Consider the following 22,541-nt stretch of genomic DNA (forward strand, 5'->3'; position numbering starts at 1 on the left):
CGCTGCTGCTTATTGAAGGGAGCTTGGTCTCAGCAAGACGCCTCTCGGTTCGTCTGCCCCGGTATCCGGGCGGTTCAGACTGCTTGCCGCAGGCGGTGTTCGGATACGGGGTGCAAGCGCCCTTCTGTTTGAGCGGGGCGCTTGTGTCTTGTCCGGTGGACAAGACACCCCGCGAGTTAAGGGCGCGCCCGTATCCGAACACCGACCAGGGTACCGGTGCGCAGCACCGGCAAGTAGTCAGCCCGGATACCGGGGCAGACGAACCGAGAGGCTCACAGTGAGGAAGGGACAAGCAGCCTTGCTGCTCATGGCGCCAAGAGTCGGTGGTCGGGCACGAGACCAGCCTTCGGTGGTCCGCTTTGGTTGCCGCGAGCGAAAGTATCTTGTTGGCAAAAATCACGGTCTTTTTTGCGTTTTTGAGGGGGCAGTTGGGCTCGACGGGCGAGTCAGGGCTCTGGCCGCAGGCTCTTGCAGTATCCAGGATGCAAGCCCTGTGCTGTTTGAGCGGGACGCTTGTGGTTCGTCCGGGGGACGAGCCACCCCGCGAGTTCACAGGGCGCCTGGATACTGCAAGAGACCAGGGAACCCGTGCGCAGCACGGGCCGGAGACCCGCCAAGTCGAGCCCAATTGCCCCCTCAAAAATGCTTATGCAGCCACCTTGATTCGTGCCACCAGCACCGTGTGAAGAAAAACAGGTTTTATCGCAAGAAGGAATAAAAAGGCGTGGAGCTTAAACCTAGCTGGCTGTAGGTGAAGTCACTCTTACTGAGGTCCCAGTGTCTGACACTGATCCTCTTGCCCCCACTGATGCAGACAGAGCTGTACACCTTCAATGCTGATATAGCCGCCCCGTCGTCCTCCTTCCGAGGAGTCAGATTCCCAATCCGGGAGTACCCAGCGGCGTACCGGCTCAAAGCCGGGAATGTCATGTACTGCAGGGCGATGTGTATGGCCATGAACCATGGCCTGCACAGGATGCGCCTCGCAGGCTGCCACAATAGCTGCAGGCTGCACATCCATGATGTCTTTGGACTTGTATTGCTTGCCGCGCTGGCTACCGGCGCGGGCTGAATCGGCAATACGCTGACGCAAGCTTAAAGGGCAGGCCAGATAGAGTTTCTGGAGCCAGGGTTTGCGTACCCAATGGCGAAAGCGTTGATAGGCCAGATCGTCCAGGCAGTACTCGTCGCCGTGCGACATCAGAATCAGGCCGGCAGAAGTGTCCAGAACGACTTGATCGGGCAATAGCGTGGCGTGAACATGGCGGGCGTAGGTTTGGCCCAGCAGGAAATCGCGATTGCCGCGCATCAGATACAGCGGATGCTGCTGCGCGAATGTGCGCAGCGCCTCACTGACTTGAGCAAGCCAGGGAGCAGGGTGGGCGATTTGATCGTCACCAATCCAGGCATTGAAAATATCACCGCCCAGGATCAAGGCATGAGCTTGATGCTGGGCGGAGTGCAGAAACTGCAGGAAATCCTGAACGGTGTCTGGATTGTCCGGACCCAGATGCAGGTCCGCAGCAATCCAGATGTTGCCCGCAAGCGTGAGCTTATTCGACAAGCGTGGCTTTTTCCAGAACGACGTCCTCAACGGGCACGTCTTGGTGGAAGCCCTTGTTGCCGGTGCGCACGGTCTTGATCTTGTCGACCACGTCCATGCCTTCGATCACGCGGCCAAATACGGCGTAGCCCCAGCCATTGGCGGTAGGAGCGGTGAAGTTCAGGAAGTCGTTGTCAGCCACGTTGATGAAGAACTGAGCCGTAGCCGAGTGTGGGTCGGAGGTGCGAGCCATGGCCAGGGTGTACTTGTCGTTCTTCAAACCGTTGTCGGCTTCGTTCTTGACAGGAGCGTTGGTGGCTTTTTGCTTCATGTCGGCCTCAAAGCCGCCGCCCTGGATCATGAAGTTGTTGATCACACGGTGAAACACGGTGCCGTCGTAAAAACCGCTGGACACGTAGTCCACAAAGTTGGCTACGGTGTTGGGGGCTTTTTCTGCGTTCAGTTCGATCAGGATGGTGCCCTGGTTCGTCTGCAGTTGGACGCGTGGAGAGGTGCTCATAGAAGTGCCTTCAGAAGAAGTGGAAGAATCTGCTGCCATAGCCGGACTGCTCATCATAGGCATAGCCATACAGGCAGCAATAAGCAGGGTGCGCAAGCTGCGAGCCTGATCACACCATTGAAATGTGCTTGCAAACATAAGATAGGGACAACCCAGTCAAGGAAAAATCTTATTGTTGCAGAATTTGGCCAGTTTGTTGCGCACGCTGGGCTGCTTTGGGCACACCACTGGCGGCGGCCTGACGGTAGGTGTCATTGGCCAGCATCAGTTGGACTTCACCCATATTGGCGCGGGCCAGTGCGTAGGACGGATCGGCGGTCAAAGCCATTTTCAGGGCTTCCAGGGCCAGGTCCAGCTTGTCCTGCGCGATGTACTCGGCCGCCAGATTATTCCAGGGCTCGGGCAACTCCGGGTAATAGGTGGTCATGTTCTGGTAAAGGCTGATGGCGCCATTGTGGTCACCACTGGCCGACAGGGCGCGTGCCTTCAAAAACAGCAACTGCACATTGGCACCGGGCTCGCCCCGGTCCTTGCGTTGCTCCAGCTGTTTTTCGATCGCCTGCAAGGCGTCGGCATGACGGCCCTGGGCAATCAAGGTGCTGATGCGCTGGCTGACTTCAGCGGCGCTAAGCGGCAAAGAGGTATCGACGCTGGGGGCCAGCACGTCCAGAGCACGGGCCAGACCCTTCCAGCCACGTTCAGGTTCGGGAGCGATATCCAGCAAGGGATCGTTCACCCGCGCACTGGGCGGGGGCAAATCGGGCAGGGATTGGGCGCTCACGTTTTGACCCAGGGCCAGAAAAAGGGCCAAGGTGCAAGGAGCGAGAAACCGAGTCCGTCTAGGTGTACTGAACACAGAGGGGGCGCCTATAAAATCTGGCTTGAAGACCAGGAAGGTTGGTAGATTGCTGCCTTTAACGAGGTCTGCTTGCTATACTTATTGACCATCATTCTAACCTTGCCTCTTGCCGGGCGGGAAATACGGAACCTGATCCAAGGGCAATTGTTCTGGCACAAGGTTCCGATTTTATGACGATTACAGGCCATGTTGCGCATTTATAACTCGTTGTCACGCTCTAAAGAGGTGTTTTCTCCGGTTGAACCGGGCCACGTGCGTATGTACGTCTGTGGCATGACGGTGTACGACTTCTGTCACCTGGGGCACGCTCGTATGCTGGTCAGCTTTGACATCGTGCAGCGCTGGTTGCGAGCAAGCGGCTATCGCGTCTCCTATGTGCGCAATATTACCGATATTGATGACAAGATCATCCGCCGTGCCGTCGAGCGCAAGCAACTGATGTCTCAGGTAACGGACTTCTATATTGCCGCCATGCATGCCGACGAAAAGGCCCTGGGTGTGCAAAGCCCTGACTCGGAACCACGCGCCACGCAGCACGTGCCCGATATGCTGGGCATTATTGCCAAGCTGGAAGAAAACGGCCTGGCCTATCAGTCCGAAGACGGTGATGTGAACTACGCCGTGCGTCAGTTCCCCGGCTACGGCAAATTGTCGGGTCGCTCTTTGGATGATCTGCGTGCCGGTGAGCGTGTTGCCCTGAACTCGGCCAAGCGTGACCCTCTGGATTTTGTGCTGTGGAAGTCGGCTAAAGAAGACGAACCCGCCGAATCCAAATGGGAATCCTCGTACGGCCTGGGCCGTCCGGGCTGGCACATCGAATGTTCGGCCATGAGCAAGGCGCTGCTGGGCCTGCCCCTGGATATTCACGGCGGTGGCCCAGACTTGAAGTTCCCTCACCACGAAAACGAAATTGCCCAAACGGAAGGCGCCTTTGGCGGCCAGTTGGCCAATGTCTGGATGCACTGCGGTCCCCTGATGGTGGACTCGGAGAAAATGTCCAAGTCCCTGGGCAACTTCCGTCGCATTCGCGATACCGTGGCCCCCGAAGGTCTAGCCGACGAAGAAAGCAGCTACATCGCCAATCCGCGTGAAGCTGAAATGCTGCGCTTCTTTATTGTGCGCAATCATTACCGCAGCTTGCAAAACTACGCGCCAGATAATCTGCGCGATGCTCAGCAGGCTTTGGACCGTCTGTACCAGACCCTTCAACACGTTCCTGCCGCCGATGTCCAGATTGACTGGACTCAAGGCCCCGCTCTGGCGTTTGCCGAAGCCATGAACGACGATTTCAATACGGCTGGCGCTGTTGCCGTTCTGTTTGAACTGGCTGGCCAGGCCAACCGCGACAAGGATGCGCAGGCCGCCGGTTTGATGCGCGCTCTGGGTGGCGTGATTGGTCTGTTGCAAGTGGACCCGGCCGTCTACTGGCGTGCCAGCACACGCTTTGGTCAGGCAGCCAGCGTGGCCGGTGCCGACTCCTTGAGCGACGCCCAGATTGACGAGCTTCTGGCGGAACGCGGCCAGGCTAAACAGAATCGCGACTTTGCGCGCGCCGACGCCATCCGTGAGCAGCTTAAAGAGCAGGGCGTAGAGCTGGAAGATCGGCCAGGTGGAGCAACACAATGGCGCAGGGCCTAAGCGGCGTTCAATCCGGCCCTCAAGTTCGTTTGGTGGGCAAACCTGATTACTGGGACGACGCCTGCGCCCAGCTGATGAAGCGCGATCGTATCTTGCGCAAGCTCATCCCCCAGCATGGCGACTACTGGCTACAACATCAGGCTCCGGCTTTCACCACTTTGGTGCGTTCCATTGTGGGCCAGCAACTGGCCTCGCGTACGGCGGACCAGCTGTGGCGCAAGCTGCTGGACGGTTGCGGCCAGCCACTCTCGCCTGAACTTATTTTGGAACTGGGTTACGAGGCCCTGCATGGTTTGGGCTTGCCCAAACGCAAGGCCGAATATATTGTTGATTTGGCGACTCACTTTGATGCTCGTAAAATCGACCCCCAGGCATGGCAGTCCCTGTCTGATGAAGCCGTTATTGCGGACCTGTGCGCCATTCGTGGTGTAGGTCGCTGGACGGCTGATATGTTTCTGATTTTCAACTTGCACAGACCCGATGTTCTCCCCTTGGATGATGCGGGCCTGCTCAAGGCAATCTCTCTGCACTATTTCAGCGGCGAGCCGGTCTCCCGGTTCGAGGCGCGTGAAGTTGCTCAAGCGTGGGCACCGTGGTGCACGGTGGCTACCTGGCATCTGTGGCGCAGTCTGAACACAGTTGCGGTACGATATTAAATTAGGCCTAAACCTTAAGAACCGACATGCGAAATACATTCCTGGAATTTGAGCAGCCTTTGGCCGAGCTCGAAGGCAAAATCGAAGAGCTCCGCTATGTGCAATCTGATTCCGCTGTGGATATTTCAGAGGAACTCAGCCGTCTGCAGCAAAAAAGCCAGACGCTGGCCAAGAACATTTACGCCAAGCTCACGCCTTGGCAAACGGCCCTGGTTGCTCGCCATCCACAACGTCCATACACCCTGGACTATGTAAACCAGATCTTCTCGGACTTCCACGAGCTGCATGGCGATCGCATGTATGCGGACGACCTGGCCATTGTGGGTGGTCTGGCCCGTTTCAACGGTACGCCTTGCATGGTGATTGGTCACCAGAAAGGTCGTGATACCAAAGAGCGCGCCCGTCGCAACTTTGGCATGCCGCGCCCCGAAGGCTACCGTAAAGCCCTGCGCTTGATGAGGTTGGCGGAAAAATTTGGTATCCCTGTCTTTACCTTCATTGATACTCCCGGCGCCTACCCTGGTATTGGCGCTGAAGAGCGTGGCCAGTCCGAGGCAATCGGTCACAACCTGTTTGCCATGGCCAAACTGCGTGTACCTATCATCTCCACCATTATTGGTGAAGGCGGTTCGGGTGGTGCGTTGGCGATTGCCGTGGGTGACGTGGTCTCCATGCTGCAATATTCCACCTACGCCGTGATCTCGCCCGAAGGTTGTGCCTCGATTCTGTGGCGTAGTGCGGACAAGGCGCCCGTGGCGGCTGAGGCCCTGGCCATTACCGCTCCCCGTCTGAAAGAACTGGGCCTGGTCGATCGCGTGATCAACGAGCCCATTGGTGGCGCACATCGCGATCCCACCATGATGGCGCGCCAATTGGGCCGTGCCCTGGCTGATGCCTTGCGTCAGGTCTCGGGCCTGAGCACCGAACAACTGCTGGCGCAGCGTATGGAACGTCTCCTGGCCTACGGCCGTTATCAGGAAGTTCGTGCCTGATCCATTGCCTTCCAGTCAGCTGGGGGGCTTTAGCCCCTCACCCCCGCTGCTGGAGGCGCTTAACCATCACCTAAGTTTTAAAAGCGGCGATAGCGTCGCTGTCGCCTTAAGTGGTGGTGCGGACTCGGCAATGCTGGCGGTACATACCCATCTTTGGGCCAGCCGCCGCAAAGTCACACTTCATTTTTTCCATATTCATCACGGCCTGCAAGCCATTGCCGATCAGTGGCAAGCGCATGTGCATGACTTGGCTGCGCGTTTGCAGCGACCCTGTCACAGCTTGCGGGTCCAGGTACAGTCCCGCCGTCTAAGCGCAGATGGCATGGAATCCGCCGCGCGAGATGCCCGCTATCAAGGCCTGGCTGAACTGGCGCACTTTGTTGGCTTGCAGCATGTGCTGCTGGCTCATCATCAAGATGATCAGGCCGAAACGGTTCTGATGCGTTTGCTGCGAGGCACGGGTACAACCGGTCTGGGGGCGATGGCACCCCGTATGCAGCGCGATCAATTGCAGTACTGGCGACCCTGGCTGGAGCAGCCCAGGGCACTTATTCTTCAAGCCAGTGATGCGTTTGCCGCAGCCACGGGCTGGCATGCGGTACAAGATCCCACCAATATCAATCCTGATTACACCCGTGGCGCAGTGCGCGATTTGCTCACGCCTGTACTCGACGCGCGCTGGCCGGGCTGGCAAAGCCGTTTGCAGCGTCAAGCCCAGCTAAGCCGCGAAACGCAGGAAGTATTGGATAGTGTGGCCAGCCAGGACTGGCAGACACTGGAACCTGATGAAACAGGACGCAGTTTCAGTTTGGTGGCGTGGCGTAGCCTGGAGCCAGCGCGGCAAAGCCTGGTGCTCCGTTATTGGTTGCAGGAGCAGGGAGCTGGCTTGCCTACGCAAGCGCGTCTGGCAGAACTGCTCAAGCAACTGCGCGGGCTGCATGCCCGGGGGCACGACAGAAATTTGATGTGGAAGCATGGACAGAACCTGGTGCGCTGTGTGCGAGGCCGGGTGCAGATCGAATCTGCCGGTCCAGGCGACCAGCAAGCAGGCCTGGTGGCCGATCAAGCAAGTAAGTAGTTTGGGGTGGCCTGTGGCAGGAGCGTGGGCTATGGTGTTGAGTCGACAAAGTATGTGTTTTTTTGCGTGTGTATGTGGTAGAGCCTGCGCTTGGGGCACAGAAAGTCGTTAGAATAGTTGGGTTTTGTGTCTATCCCAGACCTTAGCCCTTTGATGCAGAGTAAAAGATGTCCCTGATCGTACATAAATATGGCGGCACGTCGATGGGCTCGATCGAGCGCATCCAGAATGTGGCGCGTCGGGTTGCCAAATGGCATGCCGCCGGGCACCAAGTTGTGGTGGTTCCTTCGGCCATGTCCGGTGAAACCAACCGTTTGCTAGGCCTGGCCAAAGAACTGAGCATTCAGCCTGATCCGCGCGAGCTGGATATGCTGGCCGCTACGGGCGAACAAGCCAGTAGCGCTTTGTTGGCCATGGCCTTGGCTGCCCAGGGCGTTCCCGCCCGCAGCTATGCCGGTTGGCAAGTTCCCGTCAAGACCGACAATGCCTACACCCGTGCCCGCATTAGTTCTATTGATGACACCCGCATTCGCCAGGATCTGGACGCAGGCCGTGTGGTCGTTGTGACCGGCTTCCAGGGTGTGGATGATGAAGGCAATATCACGACCCTGGGTCGTGGTGGCTCGGATACTTCCGCGGTGGCTGTTGCCGCTGCCATGAAGGCCAGCGAATGCCTGATCTTTACCGATGTGGATGGTGTCTACACCACCGACCCACGCGTCGTGCCCGAAGCACGTCGCATGAAAGTGCTGTCCTTTGAAGAAATGCTGGAAATGGCCTCTTTGGGCTCCAAAGTTCTTCAAATCCGGTCTGTGGAATTTGCTGGCAAGTACAAGGTGCCTGTGCGCGTCTTGTCCTCCATGACCGACCCCATGATTTCGCTCGAAGAAGAAATGTCTTCGGGTACGCTGATTACTTTCGAGGAAGACCAAAAAATGGAAGCTGCCGTTGTCTCTGGCATCGCCTTCAGCCGTGATGAAGCCAAGTTCACCCTGCGTGCCGTTCCCGACACCCCCGGCGTGGCCTATTCCATTCTGGGCCCCATCGCAGCGGCTAACATCGAAGTCGACATGATTTTGCAGAACCTGTCGGTTCAGGGCACCACAGACTTTTCCTTTACCGTCAGCCGCAACGACGCGCTGCGTACCAAGGAACTGCTGATGAACCAGGTCGGCCCGGCTGTGGGTGCTGGTGAAATCGTATTTGACGAAGCCGTGTGCAAAGTGTCCATCGTCGGTATTGGCATGCGTAACCACGCTGGTATTGCCAGCTCCATGTTCCGCGCCTTGTCCGAAGAGGGCATCAACATCCAGATGATCAGCACCAGCGAGATCAAGACCTCGGTGATTATTGCCGACAAGTACATGGAATTGGCGGTGCGTGCTCTGCACAAGACGTTCGAGCTGGATCAGGAAAAATAATCCCCTTAGCTATTTGCATTGGTTTTTTAAAAATGCTATAGTTACTTCTTTCCTAGAGCTGGAGACGTGGCCGAGAGGTTGAAGGTACTCCCCTGCTAAGGGAGCATACGGCTTATACCCGTATCGAGGGTTCGAATCCCTCCGTCTCCGCCAGCTGGAATTAAATCAAGCCCTTGTTTTCAAGGGCTTTTTTTATTGTCTGTCGCATAGCGCCGCCCGTGTTCGGACCCGCGCTCAAGTTTGGCTTTGTGCAAACCTGGCTCTGGTTCAGGCAGCAAGAGCGACAACAAGACGGCATCACGCCTTTCCAAACACAAGAAAAAAAATAATTGTTACTTTTTTATTTTTGCCAATTCAGGCAAAGTGAAATCGTAGAGAGTCCTTGGCGGCAGCGTTTCAAACAGCATGAATTTTTAAAGTGCAAGACTTTTCAACCCAAGGCGGTAGAGGATTGAAAAGGCTGTGTCGTTTTTGGCACAGACAAAGAAAAGCAGTCATTCCCGTGCTTACAATCGACGAATGTGTTTTACGTCGTTCAAGACGGGTGGTCTTGTTTTTTAGGGCGAGCGATGATTAAACGAGTCCTCTGTATCTGTAGCATGGCCTTGATGGGCCTGCCTTTTTTGGCGTCGTCAACTGAGCTGGCATTGGATGACCAGGTTGTGACTCGTTATGTGCAAAGCCTGGGTGAGATCTTGCCGGTGCTGCAAACCGTAGAGCGTAGCGAACCGGTTTGGGATGGCGGGCTGCCAGACGGTTTCCCACCCATGCTGGAGGTGGATCAGGTCGAGCGCGGTTCGGACATTTACCGTCAATTGAACAGCCTGACGCAAAAGTATGGCTTTGCCGGACTGGAGCAATGGGATAGCGTGGGACGCCATATCTGGCTGACTCGTCTCTATATCCAGGAGCGCGAAGATCTGGACTCGGTTTACGAGCAGCTGGATGCGCTGGAAGCGGCCTTGCGCGATAACGCACGCCAATACTCTACGGCTGAACTGGAGCAGTTGATGCGCACCTTCCAGATCAGTAAAAACCATATCCTGCGTCTGGTTGCAACCCGTAGCGATGTGCCGCCGGTACAGGCTCATCTGGCTGAACTGGACGCTGCCCTAGCTTCCCTAGAATAAGCAACTAATCCGCTTTTTCCATTTTCTCGGGCGTCGCAATGGCGTCTGTTCAAGATTTGTTACCAGCAATACTGTCCATTTGTCATATTTTGACGCTTCTTTTCTGAGCGTGACAGAGGGAATCGGGGATAATTGCGCTCTGATTGAAATCTAGTGGGAAGACTGAAGCGTCATGCGTATCATCTTGATTTTGTTGGGGGCCGCTGTGCTGGCCTACCTGATTGCCAAAGGCATACGGCAACTGATGGTGGAACGTCGTCAATTAAAAGACCAGACGCGTCAGCCACATAAAGGAAGCCGTGATGAGCACTGATAAAAATCCATTTACTAAACTGGCCGCTAAAACAAAGCCAGAAGGTGGCCCTGCCAATTACTCCAAGGGACTGAGTTTCCTGGGGGCGGCGGTTGTTATTTTCCTGATCCTGATCGTGGCCTCCATGGGCTCGTTCTTGCAGGTGGACCAGGGTGAACGTGGCGTGGTGCTGCGTAACGGTAAGCTGGTTCGCGTGGCCGAACCTGGTCTGGACTTCAAGGTTCCGTTCTTTGACACGGTACGTACCATTTCGGTACGTGATCACACGGTTCGCATGCAGCTTGAGGCGTACAGTTTTGACCAGCAGTCCGCTTCCATGGTGGCTTCGGTAACATACCGCGTTCCTGAAACTGATGTGGCTCAGCTGTATTCCGAGTACGGTTCACTCGATGCCCTGGAAGCTCGCTTGCTGGAACGTAAGGCTCTGGATGTGATCAAGAACGTGTTTGGTAAGTACACTGCTGCTCAGTCGATTCAGAATCGCGAGAAGCTGGGTGCTGACATCAACGAAGCCATGCGCGTGACCCTGGAGTCCGCTCCTTTGCAAATGATGGGCGTGCAGGTTGAGGAAGTGTCGTTCTCCAAAGCCTATGAGCAATCGATTGAAAACCGCATGTTGGCCCAGGTTCAAATTGAAACCACCCGCCAGCAAAAAGAAACTGCTTCCATTCAGGCTGAAATCAAAGTGGTTCAGGCTGAAGCAGAAGCCCGCGCTCAGCGCGAACGCTACATGGCCGAAGCTGACGGTATTCGCCTGCGTGGTGACGCCGAAGCCAAGGCCATTTCTGCCAGGGCCCAGGCATTGGCCCAGAATACCAATCTGGTCAATTTGAATGCTGTGGAAAAATGGGACGGTAAGTTGCCAGAAAGTCTGGTTCCCGGTTCCGCCATGCCATTTATTGGACTGCGTTAATCTCCAGGCAGTCACTGACCTGAACAGGTTTTCTTCGGTAGCGTTACGGGATAGGTAACGCTACCGTTTATTTTTCCAAGGAGTTACGGATGAATGAGGAAAGAAACCCGGTCCCACAAGGCGACGGTACAAACCAGTTGGTCAGTCTGCGTAATCTGACCCTGATCAATTACGCGCTGTACATCTTGTCCATGTTTGGCGGCATCACCGCCCTGGTCGCCATCATCATCAACTACATCAAGCGCGATGAAGTGCGCGGCACCTATCTGGAGTCGCACTTTGATTGGCAAATCCGTACGTTCTGGTGGGGATTGCTTGGTGTGGCGCTGTCTTTCTTGTTGATGGCGATTCTGGTCGGTTTCGTGACCATCGTGATTGTCAGCGTGTGGATTCTGTACCGTCTGATCAAGGGCCTGCTGGCTCTGAATGACGGCAAGGCGATTGCCTGATCGCCGGCTCGCCGGACCGCCGGATCAGATAGGCATCGTGTGTGTTTGGACCTGGGCCCGCATACTTTCGCGGGCCTCTTTAGGCGGCACACCAAAGCGCTGCCGAAATGCCCGGCTGAAATGGGCAGAGCTGTTGAAGCCCCAGTGATACGCAATTTCAGTGATGGTCTTGTGGTGATGGGCTAGACGGCGCAAATCCTGTTCAGCGCCTTGCAGGCGCATGGACCAAATCCAGTTTGTCAGTGAATCGGTCTCGCCTTCCCAGGCGCGATGCACAGTGCTGGCTGTCAGGCCCAGGCGTTTGGCAATCTTGCCGATATTCAGCTCGGGGTCGCGCAGATTCTCCAATACATAGGCTTTGATCCGGTCGCGCCGCACGGATCCCGTATCGTCCTTTAAGGACGGGCTGCCCAGATTCTCGGCCAGCGCTGCCACCAGAATACCGACCAGGCTGTCGGCAAGTGATAGATCCACAATAGGCCCGCCGGTTGGCGGGCAGGCCATCAGCTCGCTCACCATATAGGAGAGCAGTCGTGCCGTGCCGGATTGGGCGCTGGTTATTTTGCAGGCTGTCATATCTTCGGCATTGCGCAAACGCTTGCGCAGGATGGAGCCGGGCATAGACAGGACATACTGCTCAAAGTCCTGGTCAAACAGGAGTTGATAGGGGCGTGTGGAGTCGTACAGGGCCAGATCGCCGGGTTTCAGTGTAGCGGTCTTTTCATCCTGAATTAGTTGTCCCGCTCCTGCCACTTGAATACTGAGCAGAAAAATATCCTCGGACGCTCTGGAAATTTGCAGCGGCGTGCGCAGCACGGTCTGGGTGGTCGAGGAGATGCGAGATAGGCTGACCTCTGCCAGTTCCCGTCGCGTAATGGCCCCGAAGAAAGGGGTAGCGGAACGGGAGGGGACGGCGCACTCCAGCTGCACATAAGCTTTGTTGACGGCCTCCATCCAATAGGGGGCGCGCCGGGTAGCGGGAACTGCCGTGGTGGACCATTGCTCCATTGATGATCTCTCCGTCTTGGGTCCGAAGGCTGACAGCAGGGACCGCGGTCAACTGGACTGACTAAGTATCAGGCAAGATCTCTGGTTTGAGCCAGACCAGAAAGAGTGGCAGGGGTCGATAATTTCAGACCAGGACGACGCGGATGCAGGACTGGGGAGCAGAAGGAGTCACGGCCCGGGCAAGCTGTCCGGGCCGTGTCATCTCTTGGGATCAGGACGGCTCTTGCACTAGCAGTGCGTCCGAGTCCTGGGGATGGCTGATAGCGAATGAGGTAATCGTACTTTGCACACCTGGCTCGGGAGCCTCCGCCTTGGTCACGCTTTTGGAGTGCACTCGAGTCATAGGGTCGCGGTGCCCCAAGTCCAGTACCAGACGGGTGGCTTCAGGTTTGGAATAGTGGCCCACGGGGTCATTGATCGCCTTGGCGAAGGCAATCTCCTCCATATTCAGATCGGCAATGATCAAGCCTTCGGCATCATGAGGCAGGTAGGGAGCCAGAGTACGCCCGTCCGGTGCAAAAATCATGGAGCTGCCACCGCCCACTTTCAGCAAGGAGGCGTTGTGCTCACCCACTTCCAGCATGTCCAGCGTCTCTTGAGTAACCACACTGCTGGCGGCGATGGTAAAGCACTGGCCTTCCACCGAATAGATTTGCGAGGCGGCCATGTTCACCTTGGCACTGAGGGCGTGGGCCTGTTCGCTGTATAGCGAAAACGACGGCCAGGCAGCAATGTGAATGGCTTCATGCTGGGAGTACAGCGCGTACTTGCTCAAGGGCGACAAATGCTCCCAGCAGCATAAAGCGCCGACGCGTCCCAGTTCTGTGTCGGACACAATCAGATCACGGGCATAACCTTCACCAAATACGGTGCGCTCTACATGCGTGGGTTTGAGTTTGCGGCGTGACCATAGCATCTCGCCTTTGTCATCGATCAGGCATTGGCCCAGATACAGGCTGCCACCGCTGCGTTCGCTATAGCCCAATGCGATGAAAATGCCCAAGGTTCGCGCAGCCTGGGCAATGCGCTGAAACTCTGCGCTGTCCAGCGAGAGCGAATTGGCATAGTAACGAGCGCTGTATTTCAGTGACCAGGCCGGTGCACCTAGCCAGACGTGGAAGGGATAGCCTGGCAACCAGGTTTCACCAAATACGATCAGGTCGCAGCCTTCATCACGCGCTTGTCGAGCCAGTTCAATGGTTTTATCAACACCTGCTGCCAGGTCGTAGTTGGGAGAGGCGGCCTGTACGGCGGCTGCCCGGACGATTTTCCTTGTCTGCATACATCCTCCTTGTCGCGGTATCCGCGATCTTGATCGCCAGGCCGTGCTGCTTACAGAGCCCGGCCATCCTGTTTTGTGTCAGTTTAGGAGGGGAGAACAGTGCTGAATTGACTGACAGGCGCAGAAGGCTTGACTGGGAGTCGCAGACGTGCGGGCAGGAAGCCCCCAATCCTGACCCGGATGTCCGTGCAGTGAACGAGAAAAGTGCGGCCCGTCTGGTTTAAAGTGCGAAACTGTATTGCACTGTCAGCCCCAGGCCCACGACCCACAAAATCAGGGGGATAGGGCGCATCAGCAGGCCGGGAATGGCACGCAGGATAAAGCCGATCAGGCGGGTGAACAACCAGAGCAGGGGCGGCGATTGATCTTTTTCCTTCATATAGATGATGCCTTGCGACAGCAAAAAGGACTGCGACAAGTAGGCGGCGTAAAACACCATGCCCAGGGAAAAGGCCAGCCAGTAATACAACATGCTCATAGGATGCAAAAAGAAAGAGTACGGCGCATTATATCGGTCTGCAGCAGCTATGATCGTATTTTTGGCCGGACCTTGTGCCGGCTGTGGGTGCAGGCTTTTTGTACGAGGCAGGTATGCAAAATATTTATTCTATTGATGGGCTGGTGCCAGTGGTTCACCCCACGGCCTATGTTCATCCTACCGCTGTACTGATTGGTGACGTCATTATTGGCGAGGGCGTGTATATCGGTCCTTTGGCCAGTTTGCGCGGGGACTTCGGGCGCATCATCATGAAGGCCGGTTCCAATATTCAGGATACCTGTGTGATTCACGGCACGCCTTACCAAGACACAGTGGTGCATGAGGACGGTCATGTCGGACATGGAGCAGTGCTGCACGGCTGCGTGATCGGTCGTAACGTGCTGGTGGGCATGAATGCCGTGGTGATGGATGCTGCCGACATCGGTGCAGACAGCATTATCGGCGCCATGGCCTTTGTGAAGAAAGGTATGCAAGTGCCACCACGCAGTCTGGTGGCTGGGTCTCCGGCCACGGTGGTCAAGGAACTGGATCAGAAAGCCATTGATGGCAAGTTTTTCGGCACACGCATGTATCAGCGTCTGGCCCAGCGTTCACTGGCAACCATGCAGCGTGTGGAGCCTTTGACCGAAGTGGAAGCCGATCGCCCACGCCTGCGTGAAGATCAGATTTATCCAGTGGATAAATAAGGCAGCTCCGTCTTTCTACAGGCTTGTTGCTTGCCAAGCGCAACGCAGTTTCGGAGCCGGTCTGAAAGTGCTTGCAATATGCCACCCAGCAGCCGTTTTTACTCACGTATTTCAGGCAATAAAAAACCCCTTTAGGGCCGGAGGAGAATCCAGCATCAAGGGGTTTGTCCATTCAGTGCGAACCAGCAGGCGGGTGGGGCAGGCCCACCACGCATTGCTATTGCGCTCTGAATTTCTCCGGCTTATTTGCCAGCTGCAGCCAAAGCCTGTTTCCAGGCTTCGATGACTGTTTCGTACTCAGCAGCAGCCTTCAAAGGATCGATGTTGGCCACTTTGATCTGATCCAGGTTAGGCAACTTGGTCAGCTCGGCCACATTGATGTCGCTGCGAGTAGGACGGCGGAAGTTCTCCACCAGCTCGGCTTCCTGTACTTCTTTGGAGAGCAGAACGTCGACCAGTTTGCGAGCCGCTTCCTGGCCGTTCTTGGGGTTCTTGATTACGGCTACGCCTTCAGGAGCGATGAAGGTACCGTCTTCAGGGTAGATCAGCTCAATGCCTTTCTGACCACCGGCCACGTAGGCGTAGGCCGCGTATTCCATGGTCACGCCCAAGGGGTACTCGCCGTTAGCCACGCTTTTGTAGACCTGGCCCGAGCTCTTGGACACGATCACGTTGGCTGCCAGCTTTTGCAGGCCTTCTGCACCGTACAGTTGGTAGATGCCATAAACCTGGTCGTAGGCACTGCCCGATGATGCGGGGTCACCAATAATGACCTTGCCTTTCCACTGAGGATCGAACAGATCGGACCAGGTTTTTGGAGCGGCCTGGCCTTTCAGTTGGCGCTCGTTGGCCATGATGACCATGACGTGGGCGTTGGAGCTGGTCCACAGGCTGTCCTTGCCGTGGAAGGCTTCAGGAATGGCCTTGTTCTCGGGCGATTCGTAGGCTTCAAAGTTCTGCTGGAAAGCCGCCATGGTGCCGTAGCCAGTGCCCCATACCACGTCACCCAGCGGGTTCTGTGCTTCGGCTTCGATACGCTTCATCAAGGCACCAGCGCCCGAGGTCACTTGTTGAATGGACAGGTCAGACGCGGTCTTGCGAGCAATTTCCAGCGCCGTATCAATGGTTTGCACATTATTGGGCGTGTACATCACGGCATTGGCGGCCAGGGCGGCACCGGACAGGGACAGGGCGCCGACACTGAGGGAGAGTGCCAGACCAGTTTTCAGAAAACGTGTAGTCAGCATAGTGAGCCTTTTTAGATTAGCGGCTGGAAAACAGATCCAGCTTGAGAAAACGGATAGCCAGATAAATCGGCACCAGAATCACGACCATCAAGATCACCCCATAGGCCGAAGCGCGGGCCAGGAAGCCAGCGTCGATCTGACGGAACATCTGGATGGGCATGGTCTCCATGCCACCGTAATACAGCACGATAGTGGCGGAAATTTCAGCCAGCGAAGTGACCCACATCAGGATGGCTGCGCCCAGAATGGCGGGCTTCATCAAGGGCAGAACCACTTTGAAGAAACTCTGGAAGGGGCTGACACCCAGATTGATGGAGGCCTCCTCGATAGAGTCGGGAATGTTGTAGAGCGAGGCCGAGGCCGAGCGAATGGAGAAGGGTACTTTACGCACAAAGTATGCGCCGGCCATGATCACCCAGGTGCCGGTCAGTACCAGCATGCCGCTGTTGTAGGTCTGGATCAGGGCAATACCCAGCACGGTGCCGGAAATGGCCAAAGGCAGCATCACCATATAGTCCAGCGCGGTTACCACGAACAGGCGCTTTTTCACGATCAGGTAACTGCAGATCGTGGCAAAGCAGGTGCCTGCAAGAGTGGCGACACTGGCCAGCATCAGCGAGTTCAAAATGGGCTCGGGAGCGTAGCGCAGGGCACGCTCCATATTGTCCAGCGTGAAGGTTCCGTATTGCATGACCGGGCCGCTGGCTTTGGTGAAGGCACCAATCAGCACGATAAAGGCCGGAATCAGCGAGAAGGTCACAAACAGCACCGCACCCACGGTCAGCAGGATACCGGCCAGGCCTTGAGCGCGAACCGGGCGCGGGGCGCGGCCTTGCTGCATCTGGAAGGTCTTGCGCTCCAGGACCCGCTTCTGGATGAACAATACCGCACCGACCAGAATCACGGACACCACGGCCAGCACACCTTGCATGGTGGGGTTACCGCTCATCTCGGACAGAAAGGTGGTGTAGGTCAGCGAGGACAGCACATCGACCTGACCACCCAGAATCATGGGGATGGAGAAGTTGTCCACGGCCAGCGTGAACACAATCATGGCATTGACCAGCAGGGCAGGCATCAGCACCGGGAAGGTGACGCTGAGCGCGCGCTTGAAATTGCTGGCGCCCAGGTTCACGGCGGCTTCTTCCAGCGTGCCGTCAATGGCCTTGAGCGCAGCCAGCATGCCGATATACACATAGGTGTAATCGTTCAGGATCAGCACATAGGACATGCCAAACCAGCCGTAGAAACTGGGCAGGTCAATACCAATGCTTTCCAGGGCCAGACGCACCACACCGTTATTGCCCAGCAGCATCAGCCAGGCCTGCGAGACGATGATGTCCGGCAGCACAATGGTGGTCAAAGGCAAAATCGCCACGATGGCCTTGCCGGGGAAGTCGTAGCGGGCCACTACATAGGCCAGCGGCGCACCCAGCAGCAGCGTTCCTATCGTGGAGATCAGCCCCAGCTTGATGGTGTTGAAGAAGGCCTCAACATAGCGAGGGTCGCTAAAGAAGGTTTCAAAGCCGTGCAGGCTGGGCAGGCCTGTTGCCGGGTCGATCACGCTTTGATAGAACAGGGAGGCGAGTGGCCAGACAACCCAGAACACCAGCACCACCAGACAGACCAGGGCGGGCAGGAACCAGGGAGAACGAAGGGCCAGGGGTCTTGCAGCAATAGCCATGGGTCTTACGCCTCGACCAGACGACATTCAGGGCTAAAGCTCAGGTTCACCGAAGCACCTGCAGACAGATGCGGGTCCTGGGCAGCGGCAACGTCGGCAATAATTTGCTTGCCGTCGTTCAGCTTCAGGCTGTAGGCCGTTTTGGTTCCCAGATACTGGCGAGCCACGACTTGAGCCGGAATGCTGCTGGCCTGAGCCTCGGTATGCAGGGTGATGTTTTCGGGGCGCACTGCCAGCAGCACTTGGCCGACAGGGGGCGGGTTGTTCACCAGAATGTGCCCACCCGCAATGCTGACGGTGGTGTGACCGTCCTCCACATGCACGCCCAGGGTGTCGATCAGATTGGCTGCGCCAATAAAGTCGGCGGCATAGGCAGTGCGTGGTGTGGAGTACATGGCTTCGGGGGTATCGAGCTGGTCGATACGGCCCTGGCGCAGCAAGGCAATACGGTCCGACATGGACAGGGCTTCTTCCTGATCATGCGTCACGAAAATAGCGGTGATATTGGATTCCTGCTGCAATTCGCGGATGACCTGGCGCATTTGAATACGCAGCTTGGCATCCAGGTTGGACAAAGGCTCGTCCATCAGCAGAACACGGGGTTCAATCACCAGGGCGCGGGCCAGGGCTACACGCTGGCGTTGGCCTCCGGACAGCTCAGCTGGGTAACGCTCGCCCATGCCACCCAGTTCCACACGCTCCAGAATGTAGGCGACTTTTTTCTTGATCTCGCTGCTGCTGACTTTGCGTACCCGCAAGCCGTAAGCCACATTGTCAAACACGGTTTTATCGGGGAACAGCGCGTAGTCCTGGAACACCATGCCGGTCTCACGCTTGTGCGCGGGCAGGTAGGTAATGTCTTCCTTGTCCAGAAACAGGCGGCCTTCATCAGGAATGATGAAACCGGCAATCATGCGCAGCAAGGTTGTTTTGCCGCAGCCGCTGGGCCCTAATAAAGTGAAGAACTCGCCATGCCGGATTTGCAGGCTCAGTTCATTGATGATGGTATTGCTGCCGTAGCGTTTCACTACGTGATCGATGTGGATGTCTGCCATGGGGATAGATCAGCCTGGGACTGAGTAATGCAGGTAAACCGCGCATCAAGGGGGCGGTTGCCTAGGCTTTGAAAAGAAGTGGTTCAGCGGCCAGTAGCGACGCAAACATCACCGGGGCGTGAACACGAACATTAATTACAAGTTAGTGACAAGTTTTATAGGAAGTTGCTATCTTAGCAGCAGGCCAATGCTTGTAGTTTTAATTATCAGGCGTCTAAGTCCGTAGCAAAGGCTGATCTACTCAGTGTTACCCAGTGGGCAAGAAAAAAAAATTCCGTCGAACAGGCATCATATTGCGATAATCAGGTGGTAGTAATGTGTCTTGCTTTTTCGTCTAAAGCGGTCTAGTGCGGGTCGGGGTTTCTTGTGTCAAATAAAGGCCCTTATAGTGAGTTCAAAAAGAATGACAGTTTCCTGCAAGGGGCAGGAGTGGGAGAGGGACACTAAAGGGTAGGTTTCTATCCTGTTCAGGCCGGTCTTCACCAGGCCTGTTTTTTGCACATCCGAATTTATAGATGGTGTTCCGGTGTTGAGGGCAAACACACACCGGGCCGGAGAGGTTGTTGGGTCGTGTCCACGTGGTGACAGACTCACCCATCCGGGTACTGCACGTCGTCAGAGATCGTAGAAGTTAGTTAATTAACTGGAGATTGAAGATGCGACTGGGTGTACTAAGCCCCCGGGGGACCGGGGAAAAGAGGGTAGCGGCCACGCCCGATACCATCAAGGCTTACCGCAAGGCGGGCCATGATGTGATTATCGAGGCGGGTGCCGGACAGGGGATTGCCAGCTCGGATGCCGATTACGAGGCAGCAGGGGCAACGATAGGAGATCCCTATCAAGCCACCGTGCTGCTGGTAGTGGGCCCGGCTGATGTTGATTCGGCGCGTTTGCGTGCCGAGCATGTGGTCGTCGGTATGCTGGACCCTTACGAAAGTCAGGGTCTGGACAGGCTGGCTTCTTCGGGCTGCCAGGCGTTCGCCCTGGAGCTGATCCCGCGTACCACGCGGGCGCAAAGCATGGACGTTCTGTCCTCGCAGGCCAATATCGCGGGTTATGCCGCTGTGCTGAAAGCGGCCACCTTATATCCCCGGTTCTTTCCCATGATGATGACCGCGGCGGGTACCGTCAAAGCGGCCCGTGTCGTGGTGCTGGGCGCGGGTGTGGCCGGTTTGCAGGCGATTGCCACGGCACGTCGTCTGGGGGCGGTGGTAGAAGCCTCTGATGTGCGTCCTGCCGCTCGTGAGCAGATCGAGTCCCTGGGCGGCAAGTTTATTGATGTGCCCTACGAGACCGATGAAGAGCGCGAAGCGGCACAAGGGGTAGGCGGTTATGCCCGTCCCATGCCTGCCTCCTGGTTGCAACGGCAGGCGGCGGTGGTGGCGGCACGTTGTGCCCAGGCCGACGTCATCATTACTACGGCCTTGATTCCGGGGCGGCCCGCCCCGCGTCTGATTGCCGAGGAAGTGGTGCAGTCCATGCGGGCAGGTTCGGTCATTGTTGACCTGGCTGCGGCCCGTGGCGGCAACTGCGCCTTGACCGAAGCCGACCAGATTGTGGAGAAATATGGCGTGACCCTGGTGGGCGAGACCAACTTCCCGGCCCGTGTGGCTGCGGATGCGTCTGCCTTGTATGCACGCAATATTCAACAGTTCCTGGGCTTGATGCTCAAGGATCAGTCTGACGAGCTGCATATCCCTGCGGACGACGACATTGTGAATGCCAGCCGTGTTGTACAGGGTGGCAAACGACTCTTTCCACAGCAGGGAGCCTGACGCCATGGATATTATTTCTCCCCTGGTCATTAACCTGATCATCTTTGTGCTGGCCATTTACGTGGGTTACCACGTGGTCTGGACAGTGACGCCCGCTTTGCACACGCCCTTGATGGCGGTGACCAACGCGATTTCGGCCATCATTATTGTGGGCGGGATGCTGGCAGCGGCCCTGACCGAAAGCCCTTGGGCGCAGGCGATGGGCATTATTGCCACCGCGCTGGCCTCGGTAAACGTGTTTGGTGGTTTCCTGGTAACCCGCCGCATGTTGGAAATGTTCAAAAAGAAGGGCGCTAAAAATACGCCCAAGGAAGGGCAGTCATGATTTCCATGAATACCGTTACCTTGTGCTATTTGTTGGCCTCGGTGTGTTTCATTCAGGCCCTGAAAGGCTTGTCGCATCCAGCCAGTTCGCGTCGTGGCAACTTGTTTGGCATGGTGGGGATGGCCTTGGCCATTGCGACCACAGCCGTGCTGATTTATAGCCTGGCCCCTGAAGGCAAAGAGCTCTCTGGTCTGCTGCGGGTTCTGATTGGTCTGGTGATTGGTGGCGTGCTGGGTACCGTCATGGCACGCCGTGTCGAGATGACCAAGATGCCGGAACTGGTGGCCTTCATGCACAGCATGATTGGTCTGGCGGCGGTAGCCATTGCGATTGCCGTGGTGCTGGAGCCGGTGGCCTTCGGCATTGGCTCGGCCGAGGTGGCTCTGCCCATGGGTAACCGTGTGGAGCTGGCTTTGGGCGCGCTGGTCGGTGCCATTACCTTCTCCGGTTCGGTGATCGCGTTTGGCAAGCTGTCGGGCAAGTACAAGTTCCGACTGTTCCAGGGCGCACCCGTTACCTTCAAAGGTCAGCACATGCTGAACCTGCTGCTGGGTCTGCTGGCCCTGGCTTGCGGCGTGATCTTTGTGATGACCCAGGCATGGTGGGCCTTTGGTGTGCTGCTGGCCTTGTCCTTCCTGCTGGGCGTGATGCTGATCATCCCGATTGGCGGCGCAGACATGCCCGTGGTGGTGTCCATGCTGAACAGCTATTCGGGCTGGGCAGCAGCAGGGATTGGTTTTTCCCTGAACAACTCCATGCTGATCATTGCCGGTTCGCTGGTGGGTTCCTCCGGTGCGATTCTGTCTTACATCATGTGCAAGGCCATGAACCGCGCCTTCTTCAACGTGATTCTGGGCGGTTTTGGTGCCAATCCGGAAGCGGCTGCGGGTGGTGCAGATCAGGGTAATCGTTCGGTGAAATCCGGCAGTGCTGAAGATGCCGCGTTCATGATGAGCAATGCCGAGTCCGTGGTGATTGTGCCTGGTTATGGTTTGGCCGTGGCCCGTGCTCAACACGCCTTGAAAGAGCTGTCGGACAAGCTGACCAGCCAGGGTGTGAATGTGCGCTACGCCATCCACCCGGTCGCCGGTCGTATGCCTGGCCATATGAACGTCTTGCTGGCCGAGGCCGAAATGCCTTACGAGCAGGTCTTTGAAATGGACGACATCAATAGCGAGTTTGCTCAAACGGACGTGGTGCTGGTACTGGGTGCCAACGACGTGGTCAACCCGGCCGCCAAGAACGATCCGGCTTCGCCGATTGCGGGCATGCCGATTCTGGAAGCCTACAAAGCTCGCACCGTGATCGTGAACAAGCGCTCCATGGCTGCTGGTTATGCTGGTCTGGATAACGAGCTGTTCTATATGGACAAGACCATGATGGTGTTTGGCGATGCCAAAAAGACCATCGAAGATATGGTCAAAGCGCTGTAAGACGAGTCCGTCTTCGCGCTGGCAGTAAAAAGCGC

General features: G+C 56.6%; 22 protein-coding genes and 1 tRNA gene. 14 read left to right on the forward strand and 9 right to left on the reverse strand.

Going from position 1 to position 22,541, the window contains the following annotated elements; translation table 11 throughout:
- Window positions 1-763 precede the first annotated feature (763 nt).
- From WFM49_RS08580 to WFM49_RS08590, 3 genes are all read right to left on the reverse strand, one after another.
- Window positions 764-1,564, reverse strand: a complete 801-nt coding sequence (locus tag WFM49_RS08580; RefSeq protein WP_009457818.1) for a UDP-2,3-diacylglucosamine diphosphatase — start codon at window positions 1,562-1,564, stop codon at window positions 764-766.
- The gene (locus WFM49_RS08585) at window positions 1,554-2,063 is read right to left on the reverse strand and encodes a peptidylprolyl isomerase (RefSeq protein ID WP_045931048.1); all 510 of its coding nucleotides are present in this window, start codon (window positions 2,061-2,063) and stop codon (window positions 1,554-1,556) included. Before WFM49_RS08585 ends, WFM49_RS08580 begins: the two co-directional genes overlap by 11 nt.
- A gap of 169 nt (window positions 2,064-2,232) precedes the next feature.
- Window positions 2,233-2,844 carry a tetratricopeptide repeat protein gene (locus tag WFM49_RS08590; RefSeq protein ID WP_226348582.1) on the reverse strand — a complete coding sequence of 204 codons (612 nt, stop codon included), beginning with the start codon at window positions 2,842-2,844 and terminating at the stop codon, window positions 2,233-2,235.
- 264 nt (window positions 2,845-3,108) lie between these two features.
- On the opposite strand from WFM49_RS08590, the gene cysS reads away from it, so the two are divergent.
- The 10 genes from cysS (at window position 3,109) to WFM49_RS08640 (ending at window position 11,512) form a co-directional block, all read left to right on the forward strand.
- Window positions 3,109-4,560 (forward strand): cysteine--tRNA ligase, encoded by a 1,452-nt coding sequence (cysS, locus tag WFM49_RS08595; protein ID WP_009457813.1) that lies wholly within the window; start codon window positions 3,109-3,111, stop codon window positions 4,558-4,560.
- Window positions 4,545-5,216 (forward strand): DNA-3-methyladenine glycosylase family protein, encoded by a 672-nt coding sequence (locus tag WFM49_RS08600; protein WP_009457811.1) that lies wholly within the window; start codon window positions 4,545-4,547, stop codon window positions 5,214-5,216. The genes cysS and WFM49_RS08600 overlap by 16 nt, the downstream gene beginning before the upstream one ends.
- 26 nt (window positions 5,217-5,242) lie before the next feature.
- Window positions 5,243-6,208: an acetyl-CoA carboxylase carboxyltransferase subunit alpha gene (locus WFM49_RS08605; RefSeq protein WP_022983527.1), complete on the forward strand. Its 966-nt coding sequence runs from the start codon at window positions 5,243-5,245 to the stop codon at window positions 6,206-6,208.
- 130 nt (window positions 6,209-6,338) lie between these two features.
- Window positions 6,339-7,286, forward strand: coding sequence for a tRNA lysidine(34) synthetase TilS (gene tilS / locus WFM49_RS08610; RefSeq protein WP_041202996.1), 948 nt, complete (start codon window positions 6,339-6,341; stop codon window positions 7,284-7,286).
- Window positions 7,287-7,453: 167 nt separating this feature from the next.
- Window positions 7,454-8,707, forward strand: a complete 1,254-nt coding sequence (locus WFM49_RS08615) for an aspartate kinase (protein ID WP_022983529.1) — start codon at window positions 7,454-7,456, stop codon at window positions 8,705-8,707.
- Between the two features lie 60 nt (window positions 8,708-8,767).
- Window positions 8,768-8,860, forward strand: a tRNA-Ser gene (locus WFM49_RS08620).
- A gap of 416 nt (window positions 8,861-9,276) precedes the next feature.
- Entirely contained in the window at window positions 9,277-9,837 is a 561-nt protein-coding gene (locus tag WFM49_RS08625; RefSeq protein WP_230940584.1) for a hypothetical protein, read from the forward strand.
- 172 nt (window positions 9,838-10,009) lie between these two features.
- Window positions 10,010-10,150 carry a hypothetical protein gene (locus WFM49_RS08630; RefSeq protein WP_022983530.1) on the forward strand — a complete coding sequence of 47 codons (141 nt, stop codon included), beginning with the start codon at window positions 10,010-10,012 and terminating at the stop codon, window positions 10,148-10,150.
- Window positions 10,140-11,063 carry a prohibitin family protein gene (locus WFM49_RS08635; RefSeq protein WP_009457801.1) on the forward strand — a complete coding sequence of 308 codons (924 nt, stop codon included), beginning with the start codon at window positions 10,140-10,142 and terminating at the stop codon, window positions 11,061-11,063. Before WFM49_RS08630 ends, WFM49_RS08635 begins: the two co-directional genes overlap by 11 nt.
- A gap of 89 nt (window positions 11,064-11,152) precedes the next feature.
- The gene (locus WFM49_RS08640) at window positions 11,153-11,512 is read left to right on the forward strand and encodes a DUF4870 family protein (RefSeq protein WP_009457799.1); all 360 of its coding nucleotides are present in this window, start codon (window positions 11,153-11,155) and stop codon (window positions 11,510-11,512) included.
- Between the two features lie 24 nt (window positions 11,513-11,536).
- Here WFM49_RS08640 and WFM49_RS08645 read toward each other — a convergent pair whose 3' ends face one another.
- The 3 genes from WFM49_RS08645 to WFM49_RS08655 all read right to left on the reverse strand — a co-directional run bounded on the left by WFM49_RS08645 (window position 11,537) and on the right by WFM49_RS08655 (window position 14,280).
- The gene (locus tag WFM49_RS08645; protein WP_336972846.1) at window positions 11,537-12,520 is read right to left on the reverse strand and encodes a helix-turn-helix domain-containing protein; all 984 of its coding nucleotides are present in this window, start codon (window positions 12,518-12,520) and stop codon (window positions 11,537-11,539) included.
- A 211-nt stretch (window positions 12,521-12,731) separates the two neighbouring features.
- Complete coding sequence (locus tag WFM49_RS08650; RefSeq protein ID WP_009457793.1) at window positions 12,732-13,802, reverse strand: nitrilase; 1,071 nt, start codon at window positions 13,800-13,802, stop codon at window positions 12,732-12,734.
- 220 nt (window positions 13,803-14,022) lie between these two features.
- On the reverse strand, window positions 14,023-14,280 hold the full coding sequence (locus WFM49_RS08655) for a hypothetical protein (RefSeq protein WP_022983531.1): 258 nt from the start codon (window positions 14,278-14,280) through the stop codon (window positions 14,023-14,025).
- A 113-nt stretch (window positions 14,281-14,393) separates the two neighbouring features.
- Between WFM49_RS08655 and WFM49_RS08660 the strand changes: the two genes are divergently transcribed.
- On the forward strand, window positions 14,394-14,987 hold the full coding sequence (locus WFM49_RS08660) for a phenylacetic acid degradation protein PaaY (RefSeq protein ID WP_035271432.1): 594 nt from the start codon (window positions 14,394-14,396) through the stop codon (window positions 14,985-14,987).
- Window positions 14,988-15,229: 242 nt separating this feature from the next.
- On the opposite strand, the gene WFM49_RS08665 is transcribed toward WFM49_RS08660, so the two are convergent.
- Genes WFM49_RS08665 through WFM49_RS08675 form a run of 3 tightly spaced genes read right to left on the reverse strand, consistent with a single transcriptional unit; the run spans window position 15,230 to window position 18,973 of the window.
- Window positions 15,230-16,234, reverse strand: a complete 1,005-nt coding sequence (locus tag WFM49_RS08665; RefSeq protein WP_250756836.1) for an extracellular solute-binding protein — start codon at window positions 16,232-16,234, stop codon at window positions 15,230-15,232.
- A gap of 16 nt (window positions 16,235-16,250) precedes the next feature.
- Window positions 16,251-17,918: an ABC transporter permease gene (locus WFM49_RS08670; protein ID WP_022983532.1), complete on the reverse strand. Its 1,668-nt coding sequence runs from the start codon at window positions 17,916-17,918 to the stop codon at window positions 16,251-16,253.
- A gap of 5 nt (window positions 17,919-17,923) precedes the next feature.
- The gene (locus WFM49_RS08675; protein WP_022983533.1) at window positions 17,924-18,973 is read right to left on the reverse strand and encodes an ABC transporter ATP-binding protein; all 1,050 of its coding nucleotides are present in this window, start codon (window positions 18,971-18,973) and stop codon (window positions 17,924-17,926) included.
- A 656-nt stretch (window positions 18,974-19,629) separates the two neighbouring features.
- Here WFM49_RS08675 and WFM49_RS08680 point away from each other — a divergent pair.
- From WFM49_RS08680 to WFM49_RS08690, 3 genes are read left to right on the forward strand one after another with little or no spacing between them, the layout of a single operon-like run.
- The gene (locus WFM49_RS08680; RefSeq protein ID WP_026484257.1) at window positions 19,630-20,748 is read left to right on the forward strand and encodes an NAD(P) transhydrogenase subunit alpha; all 1,119 of its coding nucleotides are present in this window, start codon (window positions 19,630-19,632) and stop codon (window positions 20,746-20,748) included.
- A 4-nt stretch (window positions 20,749-20,752) separates the two neighbouring features.
- Complete coding sequence (locus WFM49_RS08685) at window positions 20,753-21,073, forward strand: NAD(P) transhydrogenase subunit alpha (protein ID WP_009457776.1); 321 nt, start codon at window positions 20,753-20,755, stop codon at window positions 21,071-21,073.
- Window positions 21,070-22,506: an NAD(P)(+) transhydrogenase (Re/Si-specific) subunit beta gene (locus WFM49_RS08690; protein ID WP_009457774.1), complete on the forward strand. Its 1,437-nt coding sequence runs from the start codon at window positions 21,070-21,072 to the stop codon at window positions 22,504-22,506. The genes WFM49_RS08685 and WFM49_RS08690 overlap by 4 nt, the downstream gene beginning before the upstream one ends.
- Window positions 22,507-22,541 lie beyond the last annotated feature (35 nt).

Origin of the sequence: Alcaligenes sp. PF14 (assembly GCF_037150615.1) — a bacterium.
GTDB lineage: Bacteria > Pseudomonadota > Gammaproteobacteria > Burkholderiales > Burkholderiaceae_B > Alcaligenes > Alcaligenes phenolicus.